The organism is Acinetobacter sp. BWR-L5 (assembly GCF_039655985.1).
GTDB classification, from domain to species: Bacteria; Pseudomonadota; Gammaproteobacteria; order Pseudomonadales; family Moraxellaceae; genus Acinetobacter; species Acinetobacter johnsonii.
Genome location: NZ_JAGFEV010000001.1, coordinates 309,546 through 326,909, shown reverse-complemented (window position 1 = coordinate 326,909; position 17,364 = coordinate 309,546). Strand labels below are relative to the sequence as shown.

12 protein-coding genes and 3 pseudogenes are annotated in these 17,364 nt (G+C 34.7%); 6 read left to right on the top strand and 9 right to left on the bottom strand.

The genetic code is table 11. From position 1 onward, the window contains the following. Positions 1-25: 25 nt before the first annotated feature. The 3 genes from JZ787_RS01635 (at position 26) to JZ787_RS01625 (ending at position 3,941) form a co-directional block, all read left to right on the top strand. A complete protein-coding gene (locus JZ787_RS01635) occupies positions 26-2,749 on the top strand; it encodes a TonB-dependent hemoglobin/transferrin/lactoferrin family receptor (RefSeq protein ID WP_234965601.1) in 2,724 nt (907 codons plus the stop codon). 96 nt (positions 2,750-2,845) lie between these two features. After that, positions 2,846-3,433, top strand: a complete 588-nt coding sequence (locus JZ787_RS01630; protein ID WP_234965602.1) for a biliverdin-producing heme oxygenase — start codon at positions 2,846-2,848, stop codon at positions 3,431-3,433. 82 nt (positions 3,434-3,515) lie between these two features. Then, positions 3,516-3,941: a YbaN family protein gene (locus tag JZ787_RS01625; protein WP_234965603.1), complete on the top strand. Its 426-nt coding sequence runs from the start codon at positions 3,516-3,518 to the stop codon at positions 3,939-3,941. Between the two features lie 142 nt (positions 3,942-4,083). Here JZ787_RS01625 and JZ787_RS01620 read toward each other — a convergent pair whose 3' ends face one another. Beyond that, positions 4,084-5,415: a basic amino acid/polyamine antiporter gene (locus JZ787_RS01620; RefSeq protein WP_234965604.1), complete on the bottom strand. Its 1,332-nt coding sequence runs from the start codon at positions 5,413-5,415 to the stop codon at positions 4,084-4,086. 12 nt (positions 5,416-5,427) lie between these two features. Further along, positions 5,428-6,303 (bottom strand): homocysteine S-methyltransferase family protein, encoded by an 876-nt coding sequence (locus JZ787_RS01615; RefSeq protein WP_234965605.1) that lies wholly within the window; start codon positions 6,301-6,303, stop codon positions 5,428-5,430. A 798-nt stretch (positions 6,304-7,101) separates the two neighbouring features. Here JZ787_RS01615 and JZ787_RS01610 point away from each other — a divergent pair. Next, entirely contained in the window at positions 7,102-7,929 is an 828-nt protein-coding gene (locus tag JZ787_RS01610) for a class D beta-lactamase OXA-1006 (protein WP_231869629.1), read from the top strand. A gap of 273 nt (positions 7,930-8,202) precedes the next feature. Here the strand turns inward: JZ787_RS01610 and JZ787_RS01605 are convergent, their stop codons facing one another. Continuing rightward, positions 8,203-8,793 carry a Type 1 glutamine amidotransferase-like domain-containing protein gene (locus tag JZ787_RS01605; protein ID WP_234965606.1) on the bottom strand — a complete coding sequence of 197 codons (591 nt, stop codon included), beginning with the start codon at positions 8,791-8,793 and terminating at the stop codon, positions 8,203-8,205. 151 nt (positions 8,794-8,944) lie between these two features. Between JZ787_RS01605 and JZ787_RS01600 the strand changes: the two genes are divergently transcribed. Continuing rightward, positions 8,945-9,487 carry a GNAT family N-acetyltransferase gene (locus JZ787_RS01600; protein ID WP_234965607.1) on the top strand — a complete coding sequence of 181 codons (543 nt, stop codon included), beginning with the start codon at positions 8,945-8,947 and terminating at the stop codon, positions 9,485-9,487. Positions 9,488-9,568: 81 nt separating this feature from the next. Here JZ787_RS01600 and JZ787_RS01595 read toward each other — a convergent pair. Together JZ787_RS01595 and JZ787_RS01590 are read right to left on the bottom strand one after the other, a co-directional pair. Next, positions 9,569-10,488 (bottom strand): annotated as a pseudogene (locus tag JZ787_RS01595) (IS5 family transposase). 194 nt (positions 10,489-10,682) lie between these two features. Next, complete coding sequence (locus JZ787_RS01590; protein WP_234965608.1) at positions 10,683-12,866, bottom strand: SulP family inorganic anion transporter; 2,184 nt, start codon at positions 12,864-12,866, stop codon at positions 10,683-10,685. 537 nt (positions 12,867-13,403) lie between these two features. Here JZ787_RS01590 and JZ787_RS01585 point away from each other — a divergent pair. Then, positions 13,404-13,496, top strand: a pseudogene (locus JZ787_RS01585) (lysozyme); the annotation flags it as partial. Between the two features lie 162 nt (positions 13,497-13,658). Here JZ787_RS01585 and JZ787_RS01580 read toward each other — a convergent pair. The 4 genes and pseudogenes from JZ787_RS01580 to JZ787_RS01565 form a co-directional block, all read right to left on the bottom strand. Continuing rightward, positions 13,659-13,961: a hypothetical protein gene (locus JZ787_RS01580; protein ID WP_234965609.1), complete on the bottom strand. Its 303-nt coding sequence runs from the start codon at positions 13,959-13,961 to the stop codon at positions 13,659-13,661. Positions 13,962-13,977: 16 nt separating this feature from the next. Beyond that, positions 13,978-14,379, bottom strand: a complete 402-nt coding sequence (locus tag JZ787_RS01575; protein WP_234965610.1) for a hypothetical protein — start codon at positions 14,377-14,379, stop codon at positions 13,978-13,980. Positions 14,380-14,749: 370 nt separating this feature from the next. Then, a pseudogene (locus JZ787_RS01570) lies at positions 14,750-14,896 on the bottom strand (IS481 family transposase); the annotation flags it as partial. A 50-nt stretch (positions 14,897-14,946) separates the two neighbouring features. Further along, positions 14,947-17,361: a TonB-dependent siderophore receptor gene (locus tag JZ787_RS01565; protein WP_346311485.1), complete on the bottom strand. Its 2,415-nt coding sequence runs from the start codon at positions 17,359-17,361 to the stop codon at positions 14,947-14,949. Positions 17,362-17,364 lie beyond the last annotated feature (3 nt).

Genomic DNA, 17,364 nt, shown 5'->3' with positions numbered 1-17,364 from the left:
AGTATTTTTATTTGAGGCGGGTTGTATGGGGTCTAATCATCATAAATGGGTACAGGTAGCTCAACCTGTTTTAAAGCAAACGAGATTAAGTTTTGTAATTGCAGCGATCCTAACATCAGCTCAATTATATGCAAAAAATTTGGAAGTAAATTTACCTAAGCAACCACTATCACAGTCCGTTCAGCAACTCGTAAAGCAAAGTGGTACTGAAATTTTATATGCTGGAAATATTTTAGATTATAAATTTGCTCCTAAACTTAAAGGTAATATGAGTATTGAGCGAGCACTTGAAGTCATTTTACAAGATACTAATTTGACTATTCAAAAGAAGGGAAATATTTACACTATTGTTGAAAAAAAATCATTTCCCATTTCAGCTATTGAATCAAGGGAAAAAGTAGAACAATCATTAAATTCAGCATCTTCAATCAATAAACTCGCAGAACAGCCCTTGGTTCATTTACCAACTATTAAAGCTTATAGCGAAAATGAAAATAATTTATATCGTGAGCCACGTTCAGTAAGTGAGATAACGCGTACACAGCTAGACAATAGACCAGCAAAACATGCGGCAGATATGCTTGAACAAACCGCAGGGGTTTACTCTAGCGTTAGTCAACAAGATCCTGCTTTATCGGTCAATATTCGAGGGATTCAGGACTTTGGTCGAGTAAACATGAATATTGATGGTATGCGTCAAAATTTTCAAAAAAGTGGGCATGGTCAACGTAATGGGCAAATGTATATTGATCCTGAACTTTTATCAGGTGTGAGAGTTGAAAAAGGTGCTACCAGTGGTATGGGAGGTGCAGGTGCTTTTGCAGGAATTGCGACATTTAGTACCGTAAATGCTAATGATTTTTTGACAAATGATAAAAATTTTGGTGGTAAATTAAGAGCGAGTACAGGCGACAATTCGACAAACTTTATTGGTAGTGCAATCGTTGCAGGGCGTTATCAAGATTTTGATATTTTAGCTGGCATGAGTGAGCGTCGTTTAGGTGATTATTATCCAGGTACAGAAGGTAATATTGGTAATATTCGAGTGAATAATCAGACTGGTCGATATGAGCAGTTCATTGATCATTTAAAACAAAATAAAATTACTGATACCAATTATGAAATGCGTTCTTATTTGGGGAAAATTGGATGGAATATTGATGAAAGTCAGCGTTTACAGTTGAGCTATCTAAAAAACGAAACTGCTACGCCAAATGCCAGTGCTTTAAAGGATATTCATGATCCTAATAACTATAGTTCTTATTATTTAGGGTGGACACGTACAGGATTTAGTAATATTGATGCGCAGAATTTAGCACTGGACTATCATTTTAAGCCTGAAAATCAATCTTTATGGGACTTGAATAGCAAGCTCTATTATGTTGATACCAAAGATTATACAGATACCTTTGCAACAAATACTTTAGGTACCAATGGTTATTGGGCAAAGACTCGTTTACAGACTTATGGTCTACAGCTTGAAAATACGTCTAAATGGTCTTTGAGTGATGTTAGCCAATTAGGCCTGAATTATGGTTTAGATATTTTTTATGATAAGGGTACTAGCGATTCTAATCGGGAGATTATGAAGGGGACGACACCCAGTGGTAATCGCTTGATGTCAAGTTTATTTACCAATTTAGCATGGGATTATAACGATTGGTTAAAATTACAAGGAGGAGTGCGCTACGATCGCTATCGATTACGAGGAGCGACAGGTTTTGAAATTACCTCTTTTCCTTATACCGAAAGTAATCCATGTACGGAACGTACTATTACGCGTTGTAGTCCAACTATCCGTACCTACAAAGAATGGGTGCTAAATGATGAAGTAGATAATTTATCTCCCACTTTAGCATTAGCAATTAAACCTGGAGTTGAGTGGTTAGAATTATTTGCCAATTATGGTGAATCTTGGCGACCTCCTGCCATTACTGAAACCTTAACTTATGGTAGTGCGCATAGTAGTTCAACTCAATACCCGAATCCATTTTTGAAGCCAGAGTACAGTAAAGGCTGGGAAGCCGGTTTCAATATTCAACTTGCTGATTTGATCACTGATCGCGATCGATTTGCAGCAAAAGTCGCCTATTTTGATACACGTGTTGATGATTATATCAATATGCATATTGCTTTAATGAAACCTGGAATAATGTCTCCAAGTATTGGTAATGCAGCCTATATAAACAACATGAGTAAAAGTCGATTCAGAGGGATTGAATTTCAACTGAACTATGACGCAGATGTTTTTTATGCAGATTTTAATTATACCCGTATGATTGGTAAAAATGATTACTGTATCAATCCAGCATGGTTGGGTGGTGTAGTTTATGCCACAGGTGGCGGCCGTGGTAATTATTATGAAGTACTAGCAGAAGATTGGAATGGAGCAGTAGCTTGTAATAATGGCTCAATTTTTAATTCATCTGCATTTTTACCAGGCGATCGTGGTTCACTAACCTTAGGTGGACGAGCATTTGATAAAAAACTCGATACTGGAGTAATTGTTCGTTATAACCCAGGCTATCAGGATCATTCATCTCCAACTAATTTACCTTATCTTGCAGATTGGCCAGCCTATACGCTGGTTGATTTGTATGCCAATTTTAAATTCAATGACCAATTTATTTTGCGAGGTTCTGTCGAGAACGTTGCTGATCGTGCGTATGTCGTCAGTTATGCAGATATGCAAAGTAATAGCCTAGGGCGTGGTCGTACCTTTACTTTTGGTGTGGAATACACATTTTAATTATTAATTTAAAAGTGATTCAATTTATTAACTCTATATATTGAATCACCATTTTTAAAGTCTTATTAATAAAAATCAATAGCTAAGGAGTCAACTATGACAGCTTCTTTATATTTACCAACTTTAAGTGAACGTTTAAAAAAGGGGACTGCATCAGAGCACGACCGTGTGGAGGTGCTGATGGAAAAGGCAGCAGTATTCGCCAATAAACATAACTATGCACAACATACCTTGTCCCAATACTATTTCCAGAAGGATGTAGAACATTTATATCATCACCCCGAAGTTCAAAAATTAATTCCTGATTTGGATATTCGAGGACGATCACAGGCTGCATTACAGGATCTCGCTGATTTAGGTTTAGAACCACAATGTAGTGATATTGCGACAGAAAAGGTGGGTTATCCAGAGGCCTTAGGCTGGATCTATGTCTCAGAAGGGTCAACCTTAGGTGCAGCATTTTTATTTAAGGAAGCACAGTCAAAATTAGGCTTATCTGCAGAATTCGGTGCAAGAAATTTGGCAGCGTATCCGGAAGGTCGTATGCGAGTATGGAAACGTTTAAAAGTGGCTTTGGATGAAGCAAATTTTAGTCCAGAAGAACAAGATAAAGTGATCACTGGCGCAATGCAGGGATTCGCTCGTTTCGGAGATTTACTTGAGAGTTTAGAGGATTTGAAATAATCGCTTGAGTTGATTGGAGTGTGTTGAAAATAGCATGCTCCGCTTTTAATCTTAAATCACAGATAGAGGAAATATAGTCTGGATGGAGCTTGATCATGAACAAACTATCAATAAAAAAGTAAAAATATCCAATTCATTTTGGGTACGTTGGACATGTATTATATTGGCATGGTTGTGCATTATTATAGGTACGATCGGGGTAGTGGTTCCAGGCTTACCGACGGTGGATTTTTATTTGTTAGCGAGTTTTTTTGCTGCTAAAGGTTCCGAAAGATTACATGCATGGATGTATGGTAATCGATATATTGGTCCGATTATACGAAACTGGCATGAACATCGATCGATTACTAGAAGGGTAAAGGTAATATCTCTATTAGGAATGAGTTTTGGTGCGATCATGATGGTATGGAAAGTACCACATACGTATGCGGTTGCAGTGGCTATTTTGTTTATGATTTTAGTGCAGGTATGGATGTGGACTCGCCCAGAACCACTGAATGTAGAATAGTTTAAAAAATTTTTAAGAGATTAAGGATAATGGTTTCTACCCAAATGTTATTTGATAAAATTCCTATGTAAATTGTGGACTGCTACTAATATCCTAGACAAATATCATCTATTCTTTTAGAACAGTCCAGATCCTATTATTTTTAAGTAGGTTTACGATTAGTCAGTCTTTGATTTGTATATCTACTGTAGAAAAATATTGAGAGACCAATGATATATAAACACATTGAAAGTAAGAGCAAAGAAATCCCAGCAGCATAAAGTAGCCAAGCTGCATAAATTACAGCCACTATTGCGATCAAGATATGTTTCGTTCGCCTATTTTTCCACGACTCTTTCAAATAAAAAGCTGAGACTAAAAAGTAGGGAAGTAAAATCATCACAGAAGAAATTAGTAATAACTGCGTATAGTTTTTATTGAAAAAATAAACAGAAATTAGTGCAATTTGTACAACTATTGATGTTAACCATAATGATGCAATTGGTACATTATTTTGATTCGTTTTTAAAAAGACCTGTGGGAAGGCTTTATTTTTTGCTGCAAGAAAGGGAATTTCTGTGGCAAAAAGTGTCCAACTTAGATATGACGAACTGACTGAAATTATCAATCCTAAGGTAATAATAATAGTCCCAGGCAGCCCAATCAATTGCTCTAAAATAGTGGCCATTGATGGGTTATGCATATTGGCTATGTCCGCACGATTTGCCACACCATAGGACAATACCGTGACCAATACATAGAAACTTAATGCGAGTAATACTCCAAATACAGTAGCACGACCAATGTCATTTCTGTTTTTGGCGCGAGAAGATAAAACAACAGCACCTTCAATACCTGTAAAAACCCACAATGTAATTAGCATCAGATTTCTGACTTGTTCCCATACGGGCATCTGTAAAGAAAAATCAAAATAATTGGATGTGAATAAATCTAGCTTAAATGCAATATATGTGAAGACGATGAATATTAAAATAGGAACTGTTTTAGCGATGGTTGCAATTAAATTGACTACGGAAGCTTCTTTAATTCCTCTGCTAACTAACCAATGAACTAACCATACAAATACTGAAGAACCAATAAGTGCATAGATCGTGTTACCTTCACCAAAATAGACATGCTGGGGGCTGTCGGTAAACATACCTACGCCAGAGAATGCAATAACAACATAGCCAACAATGCCAATAGTCGTACACAACCAATAGCCCCATGCGGAGCAAAAACCGATGAGCTCACCGAAACCCTCACGTGCATAATTATAAATTCCGCCATCTAAATCTGGTCGTTGCCGAGTTAGATAGAGCAGTGCAAATGCAAGAAACAGGATTCCAATGCCCGTAATGAGCCAAGCAATAATTAAAGCTTGTCCATTGGCAACTAATGCCATATTTTGAGGCAAACTAAACACGCCAGAACCAACCATTGAGCTAAAAACAAGGGCTGTTAAGGACAGTAAGCCAATTTTAGATGTCGACATGAAAATTATTTACTATTTAAAAAATTTTGAAAGTTCTGCAATATGTTCTGGACCGATACCACAACAGCCACCCAATAGCGTTGCTCCAGCTTCTTGCCACTCCTGAGCAAATTTTAAATACAATGCTGGATTTAAATCGGCACGAACTTCATCTAAACCATCATTTGCAGTTGCTTCACTATTTTGTGGAGGAAAAGCATTCGCATAAGCACCAATTTCGACACCATTTGGTAATAAGGGTTTAATCGCAACGATTGCTTGGAGAATGACTTCAGGCTGGCAACAGTTAAAAAGTACAGCTTTGGCTCCTAGGCGTGTAATCGTGTCGGCAGCTTGTTGAATACTTTCACCTGATCTTAATCGTGGCTGTTCAAGTTGAACTTCATCTTGTAAGGTAAATGAAACCCAGAAATCACGTTGATCTTTAGGTAATAAAGCGTGAACAGTTTCAACTTCCTTTAAGCAAGATTGTGTTTCAGCTAACCAGAAATCCACATGTGGTGCTAGCGTTTCTATGATGGGTTTTACAAGTTTTTCTGCTTCATTTTCCTTAAATAAATCAGCACGATATGAACCAAATAAAGGAGGGAGACATCCTGCAATTAAAACCTTTTTTCTGCTTTCTTCAACAGCTGTTTTGGCCTGCATAACAGCAATATTTACCAAATCTTTTACTTCAGCATCAAAGCGTTCTTGACCGATATGAAATGGAACGACAGCATAATTGTTTGTTGTAATGACTTCCGCACCAGCGCGGATAAAATCTAAATGAACCTCTTTAACAATTTCAGGTGCTTCAGTTAAAGCAAGTGCTGACCATTCAGGTTGTCGAAAGGGAGCACCTCTGCGAGCAAGTTCACGTCCAAAGCCGCCATCTAAAATTTTCATATCTTTAGTTTATCATTTAAAAGAGACAGCCATTATAGTTAACTCAGAAAGGGGATTATGGATTTAAAAAGTAAATAAATTATATTTTTTTTGATTATAGATAATTAGAATTACTTATATAAAATGCTTTATTCTTATAAATTTAAATCGATGATTTTTACTAAAATATATAACTTGCTTATTCATATGCATCCTGAGCATTCATTTTTTTTGCATCTAGCTAAATGAAAAAATATTAAGAAAATTGTATATTTATGTTGTTTAATACTTTATTAAAATAATTGAAACTTTGTGATATATAAAATTTCTTGAAAACATAATATAAAAAAAATCCAAAATTAGTTTAACTGAACATATAATGAACATGTAATGTGAGTAAGGTTTTTTATATTTTACAGGTAGTGGAAAGTTCTGGCTCTGTTCAATTTAAAGAAAATAAAATGAATGGAATTTAAAAAAAGACTGTAACCTTACCTTAGAATAGGCTAAATAAGTATTAAACTATTAATACAGCATTAAATTGTTGTGTTGTAAGGATTAGATTGATTTTTATCCATATCTACCTTTTGGCTAAGTATAGCATTAAGTTTTAGGATAGAAATAGATGTCAATACTTTCAAGATTAAAACTAGAGAAGTGATTTTTAACACTCGTTCCACTGCCAATAAATGATCATTTTTTGGCTTTTGCAGGAGCTCGAATATAGATTTAATTATTGTTTTAAATGGGTAAATTTTTTAATTTTATGAAATTATTATCTTATAATATTCAAGAACTCAATTATTTTACGATCCTGTAATGAAAAAATTTGTACTCCCTTTACTTAGTATTTCAATTTTATTGTCTTTGACTGCATGCTCATCAGTTCAAACTACATTTCAAAATGTTTCATTGGTTTCAAATGAAAAAAATAAAGAGGCTATCAAAGGTTACTTTGATGAGGCCCAAACTCAAGGTGTAATTGTTATTAAGGATAATGAACACGTTGCTATGTATGGAAATAGTTTAACACGAGCACATACACAATATGTTCCAGCATCAACATTTAAAATTTTGAATGCTTTAATTGGATTAGAGAATAATAAAGTAACCACAGATGAGATGTTTAAGTGGGATGGTAACAAAAAAGCTTTCTCAATTTGGGAAAAAGATATGAACCTAGGGGAGGCAATGAAATTATCTGCAGTTCCTGTATATCAAGAGCTTGCAAGTCGTATTGGTTTAGATTTAATGCAGAAAGAAGTAAAACGGGTTAATTTTGGTAATGCTAATATTGGAACTCAAGTCGATAATTTTTGGTTAGTTGGTCCTTTGAAGATTTCACCTATACAAGAGGTTAAATTTGCTGATGATCTTGCACATAACAAATTACCATTCAAAATAGAGACACAAGAAACAGTTAAAAATATGCTTCTAATTAAAGAAATTAATGGAAGTAAAATTTATGCCAAAAGTGGTTGGGGGATGGACGTTAAACCTCAAGTAGGTTGGTTAACTGGTTGGGTGGAACAGCCTACAGGGAAGATAATTTCATTTTCATTAAATTTAGAAATGAAAAAAAATATGGCAGGTTCTATCCGTAATGAAATTACTTATAAAACATTAGCGAATCTTGGGATCATTTAAGATATTCTAAAATTAGCATTGTAAAGTGTATACGAACCACTTTATGTTTTCTTATAAGTATCAGTATTTTATATAGGATCATGATTATGCTTACTGCATTGTCATGGTTCTTATGCAATTATTGACCTCTATGCTCCAGTCCAATCAAAAAATACCCTTGACAGTTCACAGCTACTCAATAAGAGTAAAGAAAAAGCGTTATAAATCCCTATAGTTTGAACCAAGCCCTCATGTTGAGGGCTATTTTTATAAATTTATGATGTCTATTAGATTTTAATTGATACAAATAAACTGTCTATTGGTGAGAGGAACTAAAACTGTTTTTTGATAAAAATGACTAAAAATTTCTTGTGTTATATCTGAAAAAGGTTCTTCTTTAAAATGAGGTAATACCGAAAAATTAGTAACAGCCAGTGCATTCGTGCTGGTTAATTCTGGCGCTTTCGATGCGTCATCCATATTCTTTATGTATTCGATATCTGGTGCCAATATTATAGAACCTGCTGAACTACCGATATAAGGTTTTCCTTGGTTTATCAATTTTGAAATAATTTTATCTGTTTGAGATTTCTTGAGTTCCTGTAATAGGAAAAAAGTATTTCCTCCAGAAACGAAAATGTAGTCATTCTTATTGAGTGTTTTTTCTATTATTTCATAGCTTTCTTGATCAATGTCTAAAACTTCAACTAACATTCCTAACTTTTCAAAAGCCAATCGATCCTCATCAACATAAAATGTAATATCCTCTACCTTACTTGCAGTTGGAATGAATGTTACTGTTTTCCCGACAAGCGAATCTTTAATACTATTTTTAAAGTCTAGATATACGTCTGAAAACGATGATGTTAGAAATAGATTTTTCATAAAATAACTCATTGATTAATATATTTATTTATGTAAATTAAAAAGCCAGTCCTTAATAGCTTCTGAATCAATCATCTGAAATAATAGGGTGGATACTTCATGAGCTTTTCATCATTTAATTTATAGTACATCTCGTACAGGAAACTCCAAGATGAGTATAGCAATTATTGAATTTAATAAAGAAAGCATCATGAGTGAACTAACAGAACTATCCATCATATTAGCAGATAGTGTGAACTCAGGAGCATCCATAAGCTTTATGTCGCCATTTTCTTATGATGCTGCCACAGCATTCTGGTCAGGACCAGTTCTTGATGGAATCATTAGTGGGGAACGTATCCTCTACGGTGCAAAGGTTGCTGGAAAACTAGTAGGAACGGTACAGCTAATCACGTCAATGCCCCCTAATCAGCCCCATCGCTCGGAGGTCGCAAAATTAATTGTTCATCCTGATGCTCGACGTATGGGAGTAGCCAGAGCTCTAATGAATCATCTTATAAATAATTCTATTAAATTGGGTAAAACGCTGATTACTCTTGATACCACCACAGGAAGTGACGCCGAGACACTCTATCGCTCAATTGGCTTTGAGGTTGCAGGGATAATACCTGATTATGCTTTTTCTCCTGATAATCAAAAGAAAGCCCCAACAACATACATGTATTTACTAAAAAATAGGTATTACCCCCAATAGATTTTTCAGAACTGATTGGCTTTGTTGCATAAAGCCTTTGAAGGTAGAGTTTTCATAAGTTGCTAAAATTTAGGTTACAACTTAGGTATGAGGTCTGCCTAATTCTGTAAATCTGTTGAGGACTGCTACACGTGCATGAATTTCATTGTCTTGGCTTTGAAAGTTTCTTGCACTGAGTTTATCGCCTAATAACTTTATGCAATGCATCTTGGTTTCGACCAAACTTCGGCGATGATAGCCTGACCATTTTTTCCATAGTGTCCTGCCTAAACGTTTAACTGTTCGAAGTAATTCATTTCGCGCTAGCGAGCTGATCTTTATATTTTTCCAAGCTTTCGCATTTTTTCTGGGTGGAATTACTGCATGTGCTTGCCGATCTGCAATGACCTAATGGCATTTTTGGGTGTCATAAGCACCATCGGTGTAAACGGAGTCAATCTGCTCATCTTGTGGAATCTGATCGAATAAATCACCAAGTACTTGTGAATCACTCACATTATTGGTTGTAAGCTTATAGCACGTATTTGCATGGTTTTAGCATCTATACCAATGCGTAATTTACGCCATTGGCGACGATATTCAGGCTGATGTTTCTTACGTTTCCATTTACCTTCACCTAAAAACTTCAGACCAGTTGAGTCTACGAGTAAATGTAATCCACCACTGCTTTTTTGATAACTAATAGCAATATCAATATGCTTTTGTCTTCTACAAAGCGTCGTGTAATCTGGAGCTGCCCAATCTAGACTACCCAGTTTAATAATGCTTTGAACAAAGCCAGTGACCATATATAAAGACAGGCGGAATAGGGATTTAATTATTAAGCAGCATTGGATAACTTCATCAGAATAAGTTTGATTTCGACCTTGTTTACCATTTGCTTGCGTGTGTCACTGAGTTTTTGGATCAAACCAAATGGCAAGATTTCCACGATTAATGAGCGCTCGGTTATATGTAGATCAATTGAGAGTACGGTAAATTTTAGGTTTAGGCTTATTCATGTGAAAATTATATTGTGGAATAAGTCCTTAGCGATAGGTTTGTGCAACAAAGCTCCTGAAAATTGCAAAGACAATTTCCGAGAGTTGTAAAAACTAAACCTACAAAATCTTTAAAGAAAATACCAATCAGTTAAGCTGATTGGCATTACCTGATTAGGAGGTTTTTTTTCAATGGTCCACGTTACAAACTCGATTTATATAAAATTGACTTTGCCTGTGTGTACATCATAAATTGCGCCAATAATCCCAATTTCTTCAGCTTCAATCATTTCTCTGAGCACAGGACTATTTTTCACAATATAAGCAATATTATTTTGCACATTTAAAACTGTGACAGCATCAATAAAGCTTCGATTAAGCGAACAACTTAACTGTTCTTTTTTAACTGTATCAGCGGCCATCATGATCGGTTTTAAAAAATATTGTACATGCGGCGTTTCTTTGACTTGAGTAATATCTAAATTCTGCTCATACACCTGGCATGCTGAAGTGACTGCACCACAGTCTGTATGTCCTAATACTACAATTAATTTGGATCCTTTACTTTTACAAGCAAATTCTAAAGAGCCTAATACTTTCTCTCCTGCGATATTCCCCGCAATTCGCAGACTAAATAAATCACCAATACCCACATCAAAAACCATTTCAGTGGGTGCCCTAGAATCCATACATCCCAACACTGCTGCCAGTGGATGCTGACCTTGATCTGCAGTCACTCGAATTTGGCGATAAATATCTCGTTGTAAACGATCATTTGAAACAAATCTTGCATTCCCTTCTTTTAAAATATTTAAAACTTGATCGGGTGTGAATTTACGTTGTAACTCACGGGTACTCACATCAATATCTAAAACAGCATCATCTATCTCATGATAATGATTTTTAAAGCCGATAAGTTTTAAGTCAATTTTACGTTTTTGTGCTGTTTCATTTTGATAATCTTGAATCACTTGATAAATATCAGGATCGATTGAATCGGATTGGGTCGCATCAATAATCAATTGCTCATGTTGATGTACATGCTCTAAAGCCGTGATTAAAGACGATCTATTTAAAAAAGTGACTTGTGAGGGTAACTCTATTCGTGTCACCAGACCATGTAAGTGTTTTTCTTTATAGACACGAACACCTTTATGTAAATTGCCATATAAGATAAAGCCAATACTAATGAACAATCCAATCATGATTCCGATTAATAAATCGGTTACTAAAATAGCAATTAAAGTGATTAAGAAAGGTGCAAATTGCTTCCATCCTTTTGAATATAATTGCTTAAATAGTTTTGGATGGCTGAGTTTAAATCCTGTCAACACTAAAATTGCCGCTAATGCAGACAAAGGAATCATGTTCATTAGTGGTACAAAAAACAAAATCGCAATTAATAATAAAATACCGTGAAAAATGGCTGAACATTTACTTTTTGCACCTGAATTGGCATTGACTGAACTACGCACGATCACAGACGTAATAGGCATTCCACCAATAAGACCAGAAACGATATTTCCTGTTCCTTGAGCCCATAACTCTCTATTCGGTGATGATGAGCGTTTTAGCGGATCTAATTTATCTGCAGCCTCCAAATTAAGTAGAGTCTCAATTGACGCGACTACAGCTAATGTAATTGCACCTGTATAAATTAAAGGTTCTGTAAGATAGCTAAAATCTGGAAAAATTAAAACATCTTGATGAGATTCAAGTAAGCTTGGTAATTGAATTAAATTATCTGGTTGAATTGCCCAAGGAGATTGGATCTTAACTAAAATAAAATTAATTAAAGATGCTGCGACAACAGTAACCAATGCTGATGGTAATGTTAACTTTTTTAATGGGCTATTATCCCAAACTAAAAGTAAAGCCACACTTAACAGACCAATTAAAGCAGCACCTGAATCTATTTTCGAAAAAATGGACTGCGGTGTTTCAGTTAAAATTTTCTCCCATGAGAAAGCAGATATACCCAATAAATAAGGCAACTGCGTCATAATTAAAATGACTCCAATTGCAGCAAGTAGTCCTAGAATCACATTATTTGGAATGAAATTGGCAAAAAAGCCCAACTTAAAAAGCCCAAAGATAATTTGTAAACAACCTGCAAAAATAATGCACAATAAAAAAGCGGCATAACTGCCGCTTAACTGATCTAATTGAACTAGAATAACCGCTGTCAGCCCTGCTGCTGGCCCTGCAACGCTAATATGTGAACCACTTAAGAATCCAACAACAATGCCTCCAACAATCCCAGCAATAATCCCTGAAATTATAGGTGCTCCAGAGGCGAGTGCTATTCCTAAACACAACGGCAAAGCGACTAAAAAGACTACGATTCCAGAAAGTAGATCTTTAACATGAAATCGCCTTGAATTTTTTAAAATAAACATAAATCAACCACTTATAATAAATTTAATAAAGAGATTGACCTCAGCTGCTGTCACCCATACTTGGTCTTGGTAATATTGTCTGACAATCCTCTCAATTTAAAGTTTGTTTATGATGGGGTCTTGTGGCTGTTTTATAATATATATACCGTATTCAGATTCAGCTCATATCCGTTTGCTAGTCTCACCCTTTTTTTCAATAATTCGTGAATTCAAAGCACCACAACCACTTATAAATAAAGCATCAGACAATAAAGAATCCTCCAAATAGATAATGCACGTCAGTTAAGTTGATAGGCATTTTCTTTAGATGTTTTGGGCTTTATTGCACAAAGTTTTTTGTACGATAAATTTTGAGTGTGTGTATATTCTGTTACATCTATATTTGAAATATCTAAAATTTATTTCATCTAACTGATATCAGATACAGCACAAATGGTTAAGGCTGAACTCCATAGACGACTGTGGAGCGCTTTTATTAGGCAATACTTATGAAAAGTAACTATTACTGTTGAGCATATAGTGTCTTAAAGTGTAGTAGATCAGTTCGATGTATGGGTGAATGCTGGTGGTAAACGTATGCAAGGGCTTGTAAATCGTCGCGCTAAAGAAAAAGCTTTGTTTCTATCATGACTAAAGCATTCATGTTATGCATTCTGCTTTCAGGCTGCACAGCTCATTTGATTTCGACAAAAGTGCATGTCACTGTATGTGTTCAGTGTGTGAATTGAAAAAGCTCCCGTGTGAGGGCAGTTTCGAATAAGTTCAATTATGAGAAATGAATATTGGATGTCTTTATAGTAAACGTACAAATACAGAGCTTAAGAACAATATTAAGGCAATTAATCCTAAGTAAAGACATGATTTACTTATAGATTGACTATTAACTTGAATCAGATCTTTTATTGATTGATTCCAGGTAATTTGAGTCCATGGATACCAAAAAAATAAAAATCCTAAAGTGCTTAGAACTCTAGATAATGTAAAAGACTCAGATAGTCCATTAATACTAAGTCCAACAGCTATTAACCCTAAAAAAAATCCAAACCAAGATTTAATTAATGGGTTATTCTGAGTATTTGTGGATGATTGATTCATAGCAGTCTCATATGATTTATTTAAAATTCAATTTGTTGGCAAATTTGATACCAAAAAAGATCATCAGCCAAATAAAAATGAAATGTGAATTTTTTCCTATAAATGAGTTTTTTAACTCATTAGCAATAATGATATGTTTGTAAAATAGCCAATAAATTACTGTAAAGGCCAAAAAAGAAAGCAAAAGTATTAGTGCTTTACCAAGCATTAATTTTACATTTTTATTAGGTATATCATTAAGCAGAACTTCGATGAGAATGCTTGTAATAAAGTATGCAGGAACTATATATGCCAAAACTTCGGGTATCACTCCAAAAATAGGCTTGCCTGTAGAAGTATTGATAAAGATAAAGTAAGCAATTCCATATAAAAAAGCTAAACTTACAAAAAGAATAATCCAGCGGAGTTTTTGATTCATTTTTTTAAAGGAAATAATAATTATTTACAATAATAACAAGTTTTATAAGTATTTAATATTCACTAATTTAATTCCCAATCACATTTGTAAAATGTATTTCGATTTAAAGAGTGGTAAAGATTCTTTTAATATGTCGGTAAAGTGCGACAGTGGATGGCCTACCAATTGATATCGAGCGATTGAGAGAGGCGTAGCCTGAAGAAAAAGCCCTCTAAGTGAGGACTTTTTCGTATATTCTAATCATCAGATTTTATTTGATGGATAAAGTTTTCACCTTGACTGGTTAGGTTAAATTGTACTAGCTCAAATTTAAGCTGACAGGCACACTAAAAACTGGAAACTGTCAGCTCAGGTCCGAGCTAGTACAATTTAATCCATCAACACCTTGCTCAGAATATCTTTTCCACCACTTACGTAACGTTGGTCTAATGCCAGATCTCCGACAAATTAAGCTTGCATCATTGGTCTCTTCAAATAATTTAACCCATGCAAGTCTTTGTTGAATTTCTCTGTTCATAGACATCGATTATATTAAATGATGTCTACGAATCACACACGTAACCAAGTTTAAAATTTATATTTTAAGCTAAGTATCCCATTAACAGGTTCGGCATAAGTATATTCATAAGCTGAATAGCCAGAGTAATATTTTTTATCGAATAAATTATTGATATTTAACTGCCCAGTTAAATTTTTAGAAAATTCATACGAAGCCATTATATCAACAGTTGCATAAGCATCTTGTGTTACTTTTTTAGCTCCTGAGCCTTTATAGCCATCACTTTTCCAGTTTACACCTGCTCCAAAGCTAAAATCATTGATACTATATTTAGTAAAGATGTTGATATTTTTTCTTGGAGCTTTTGTATTAATTTTCTCTCCATCTTGTTTTATTTCAAAATTTACAAATCCTGCACTTAAATCCCAGTGGTCGGTAAGTTTTCCAGTTACTTCTAACTCCAATCCCTTTGACGTCACACCATCTTTAGCTTCGTAGATATAATTTCCTACAGGGTTTTTCTCCCAAGTGTTTTCAGCGTAATTATCTTGCTCTATTTTGAATAAGGTGATTCCTGCATTTAGCCTTTGATTAAAATATTCACCTTTAACACCAACTTCAAAGTTTTTTCCTAAAATAGGATCTAAGAGTTTATTGTCTTTATCTCTTGCATTTTGTGGTTTAAAAATGTCGGTATAGCTTGCATAAACAGAATGGTTTTTATTGATATCATAAGTTAAGCCGATGAAAGGTGTAAATTGATTATTAAAGTCATAATTTGAATAGCCATCATTTTTGTTCCATACATCATATTGATAGTTTGTAAGCCTTCCACCCAAAATAATTTTCAAATAATCAATAACTTCAAATTTACCAGTCATATAAAATGCTGTTTGTTTTGCATCTATGTCTTCATATTTTGGTTTTGAATTTGGGGTGTCTGATAAAGGCACATCACTTCCGTTTTCAGTGAAAAAGTTATTAATAGTATGAGGTGTTCCAATTGTTTTTATTTGAGTGTCAATTTTTTGTCGATTATATTGAAATCCTGCAATGATTTCATGTTCTTTATTAAAAAGATTGAAAGGAATCGAGCTATAAATATCAAAATTATCTTCTTGTATGTCTTGAATGTTGTTTCCAAAATCTTGATACTTCAAACCTGTACCATCTTTCTTTAAACTTCCTGTCCATACGTCTATATACCCATAATGGTTATTATTTTTTATATCGTTATGGCTATAAATTGCATTTAATAAAATATCATATGCGAGATATTGCTTAACACCTACAAAGTATGAATATATTTCAGAATTCCAATATGACCAATCTGATGAATAATTTTTTGATCTAGAAAAATTTGTTTTTGTGCCATCACTATAAAAAGCAGGTAAGTTTGAAGAATCGCCATCTATTTTCTCTTTTTCATAGCTTGCACCTGCTGATATCGTTGTATTATCGCTAATATCTGCATCTATAACAGCATAAACCAAATCATTTTCATCATGTACTCTGTCTTTAAAAGTATCTGTTTCTTTATGACTGGTGACTAATCGTCCTCTTACACTTCCATCTGCATTCAGTGGGGTTGATAGGTCTGCTTTGATTTTATAGGTATCCCAACTGCCAGCACTGGCATCTACACTTCCTGTTAATACTTTTGAATCTGCATGTTTTCTCACCAGATTTACCGCACCAGCTGGATTTCCTGCACCATTTGTAAGTCCATTTGCACCTTTTACGATTTCGACGCGGTCAAATTTATCCATATTATAATTATTCATAGCATAAATACTTGTAGGCATTGGAATACCATCCATTTGATAGTAATCCAAATCAAATCCTCTTAGCGTATAATAAGCTCTATTATCTTGAACTCCTTTATCGGCTCCTACACCTGTCACATTTTTCATTAGCGTATCGAAATCATCTATTTTTTTATCTTCTATGAGCTGATTGCTGATGACCGTTACTGATTGAGGTGTTTCTCTGATAGATAAATTGAGTTTGGTTGCGGTACGCATTTTTCCTGTCGTATAAGAACCTGTACCTTCAGTGGTACTTGAATCCGCATTTGCTTTGATGGCAGGCAATTGCGTTATATTATTAGATGAATTTGTAGTGGTGACATCATTTTTTTTAAACTGTTCTGCATCTCGGATTGATGACTTTTGTTGTTGCTCTAATACTTTTAGACTGTAAACACTTCCATCGGAATTTTTAAGCAGCATTAACCCACTTTCTGCCAAAGCTAGATTGAAAGCAGTATCTATATCGTAGTTGCCCTGAATGGCATGTGCTGATTTACCTTTTAATAATTCAGGGTCAGCACTTAGACTAACACCATTTTGACGAGCAATTTGCGCAACTGTTTGGGAAAGGGGAGCTGCTTCAAGATTATAGGTAGACGTTTTAGCAAATGTAGTTTGATGCATGCTTGCTATGACCGAAAATGCAAGTACATGATAGCGATTGAATGACATATG

Excerpts from the sequence above, each read along its gene's own strand:
- JZ787_RS01635 (WP_234965601.1), top strand. The coding sequence starts at position 26 with ATGGGGTCTAATCATCATAAATGGGTACAGGTAGCTCAACCTGTTTTA.
- JZ787_RS01630 (WP_234965602.1), top strand. The coding sequence starts at position 2,846 with ATGACAGCTTCTTTATATTTACCAACTTTAAGTGAACGTTTAAAAAAG.
- JZ787_RS01625 (WP_234965603.1), top strand. The coding sequence starts at position 3,516 with ATGGAGCTTGATCATGAACAAACTATCAATAAAAAAGTAAAAATATCC.
- JZ787_RS01620 (WP_234965604.1), bottom strand. The coding sequence starts at position 5,415 with ATGTCGACATCTAAAATTGGCTTACTGTCCTTAACAGCCCTTGTTTTT.
- JZ787_RS01615 (WP_234965605.1), bottom strand. The coding sequence starts at position 6,303 with ATGAAAATTTTAGATGGCGGCTTTGGACGTGAACTTGCTCGCAGAGGT.
- JZ787_RS01610 (WP_231869629.1), top strand. The coding sequence starts at position 7,102 with ATGAAAAAATTTGTACTCCCTTTACTTAGTATTTCAATTTTATTGTCT.
- JZ787_RS01605 (WP_234965606.1), bottom strand. The coding sequence starts at position 8,793 with ATGAAAAATCTATTTCTAACATCATCGTTTTCAGACGTATATCTAGAC.
- JZ787_RS01600 (WP_234965607.1), top strand. The coding sequence starts at position 8,945 with ATGAGTATAGCAATTATTGAATTTAATAAAGAAAGCATCATGAGTGAA.
- JZ787_RS01590 (WP_234965608.1), bottom strand. The coding sequence starts at position 12,866 with ATGTTTATTTTAAAAAATTCAAGGCGATTTCATGTTAAAGATCTACTT.
- JZ787_RS01580 (WP_234965609.1), bottom strand. The coding sequence starts at position 13,961 with ATGAATCAATCATCCACAAATACTCAGAATAACCCATTAATTAAATCT.
- JZ787_RS01575 (WP_234965610.1), bottom strand. The coding sequence starts at position 14,379 with ATGAATCAAAAACTCCGCTGGATTATTCTTTTTGTAAGTTTAGCTTTT.
- JZ787_RS01565 (WP_346311485.1), bottom strand. The coding sequence starts at position 17,361 with ATGTCATTCAATCGCTATCATGTACTTGCATTTTCGGTCATAGCAAGC.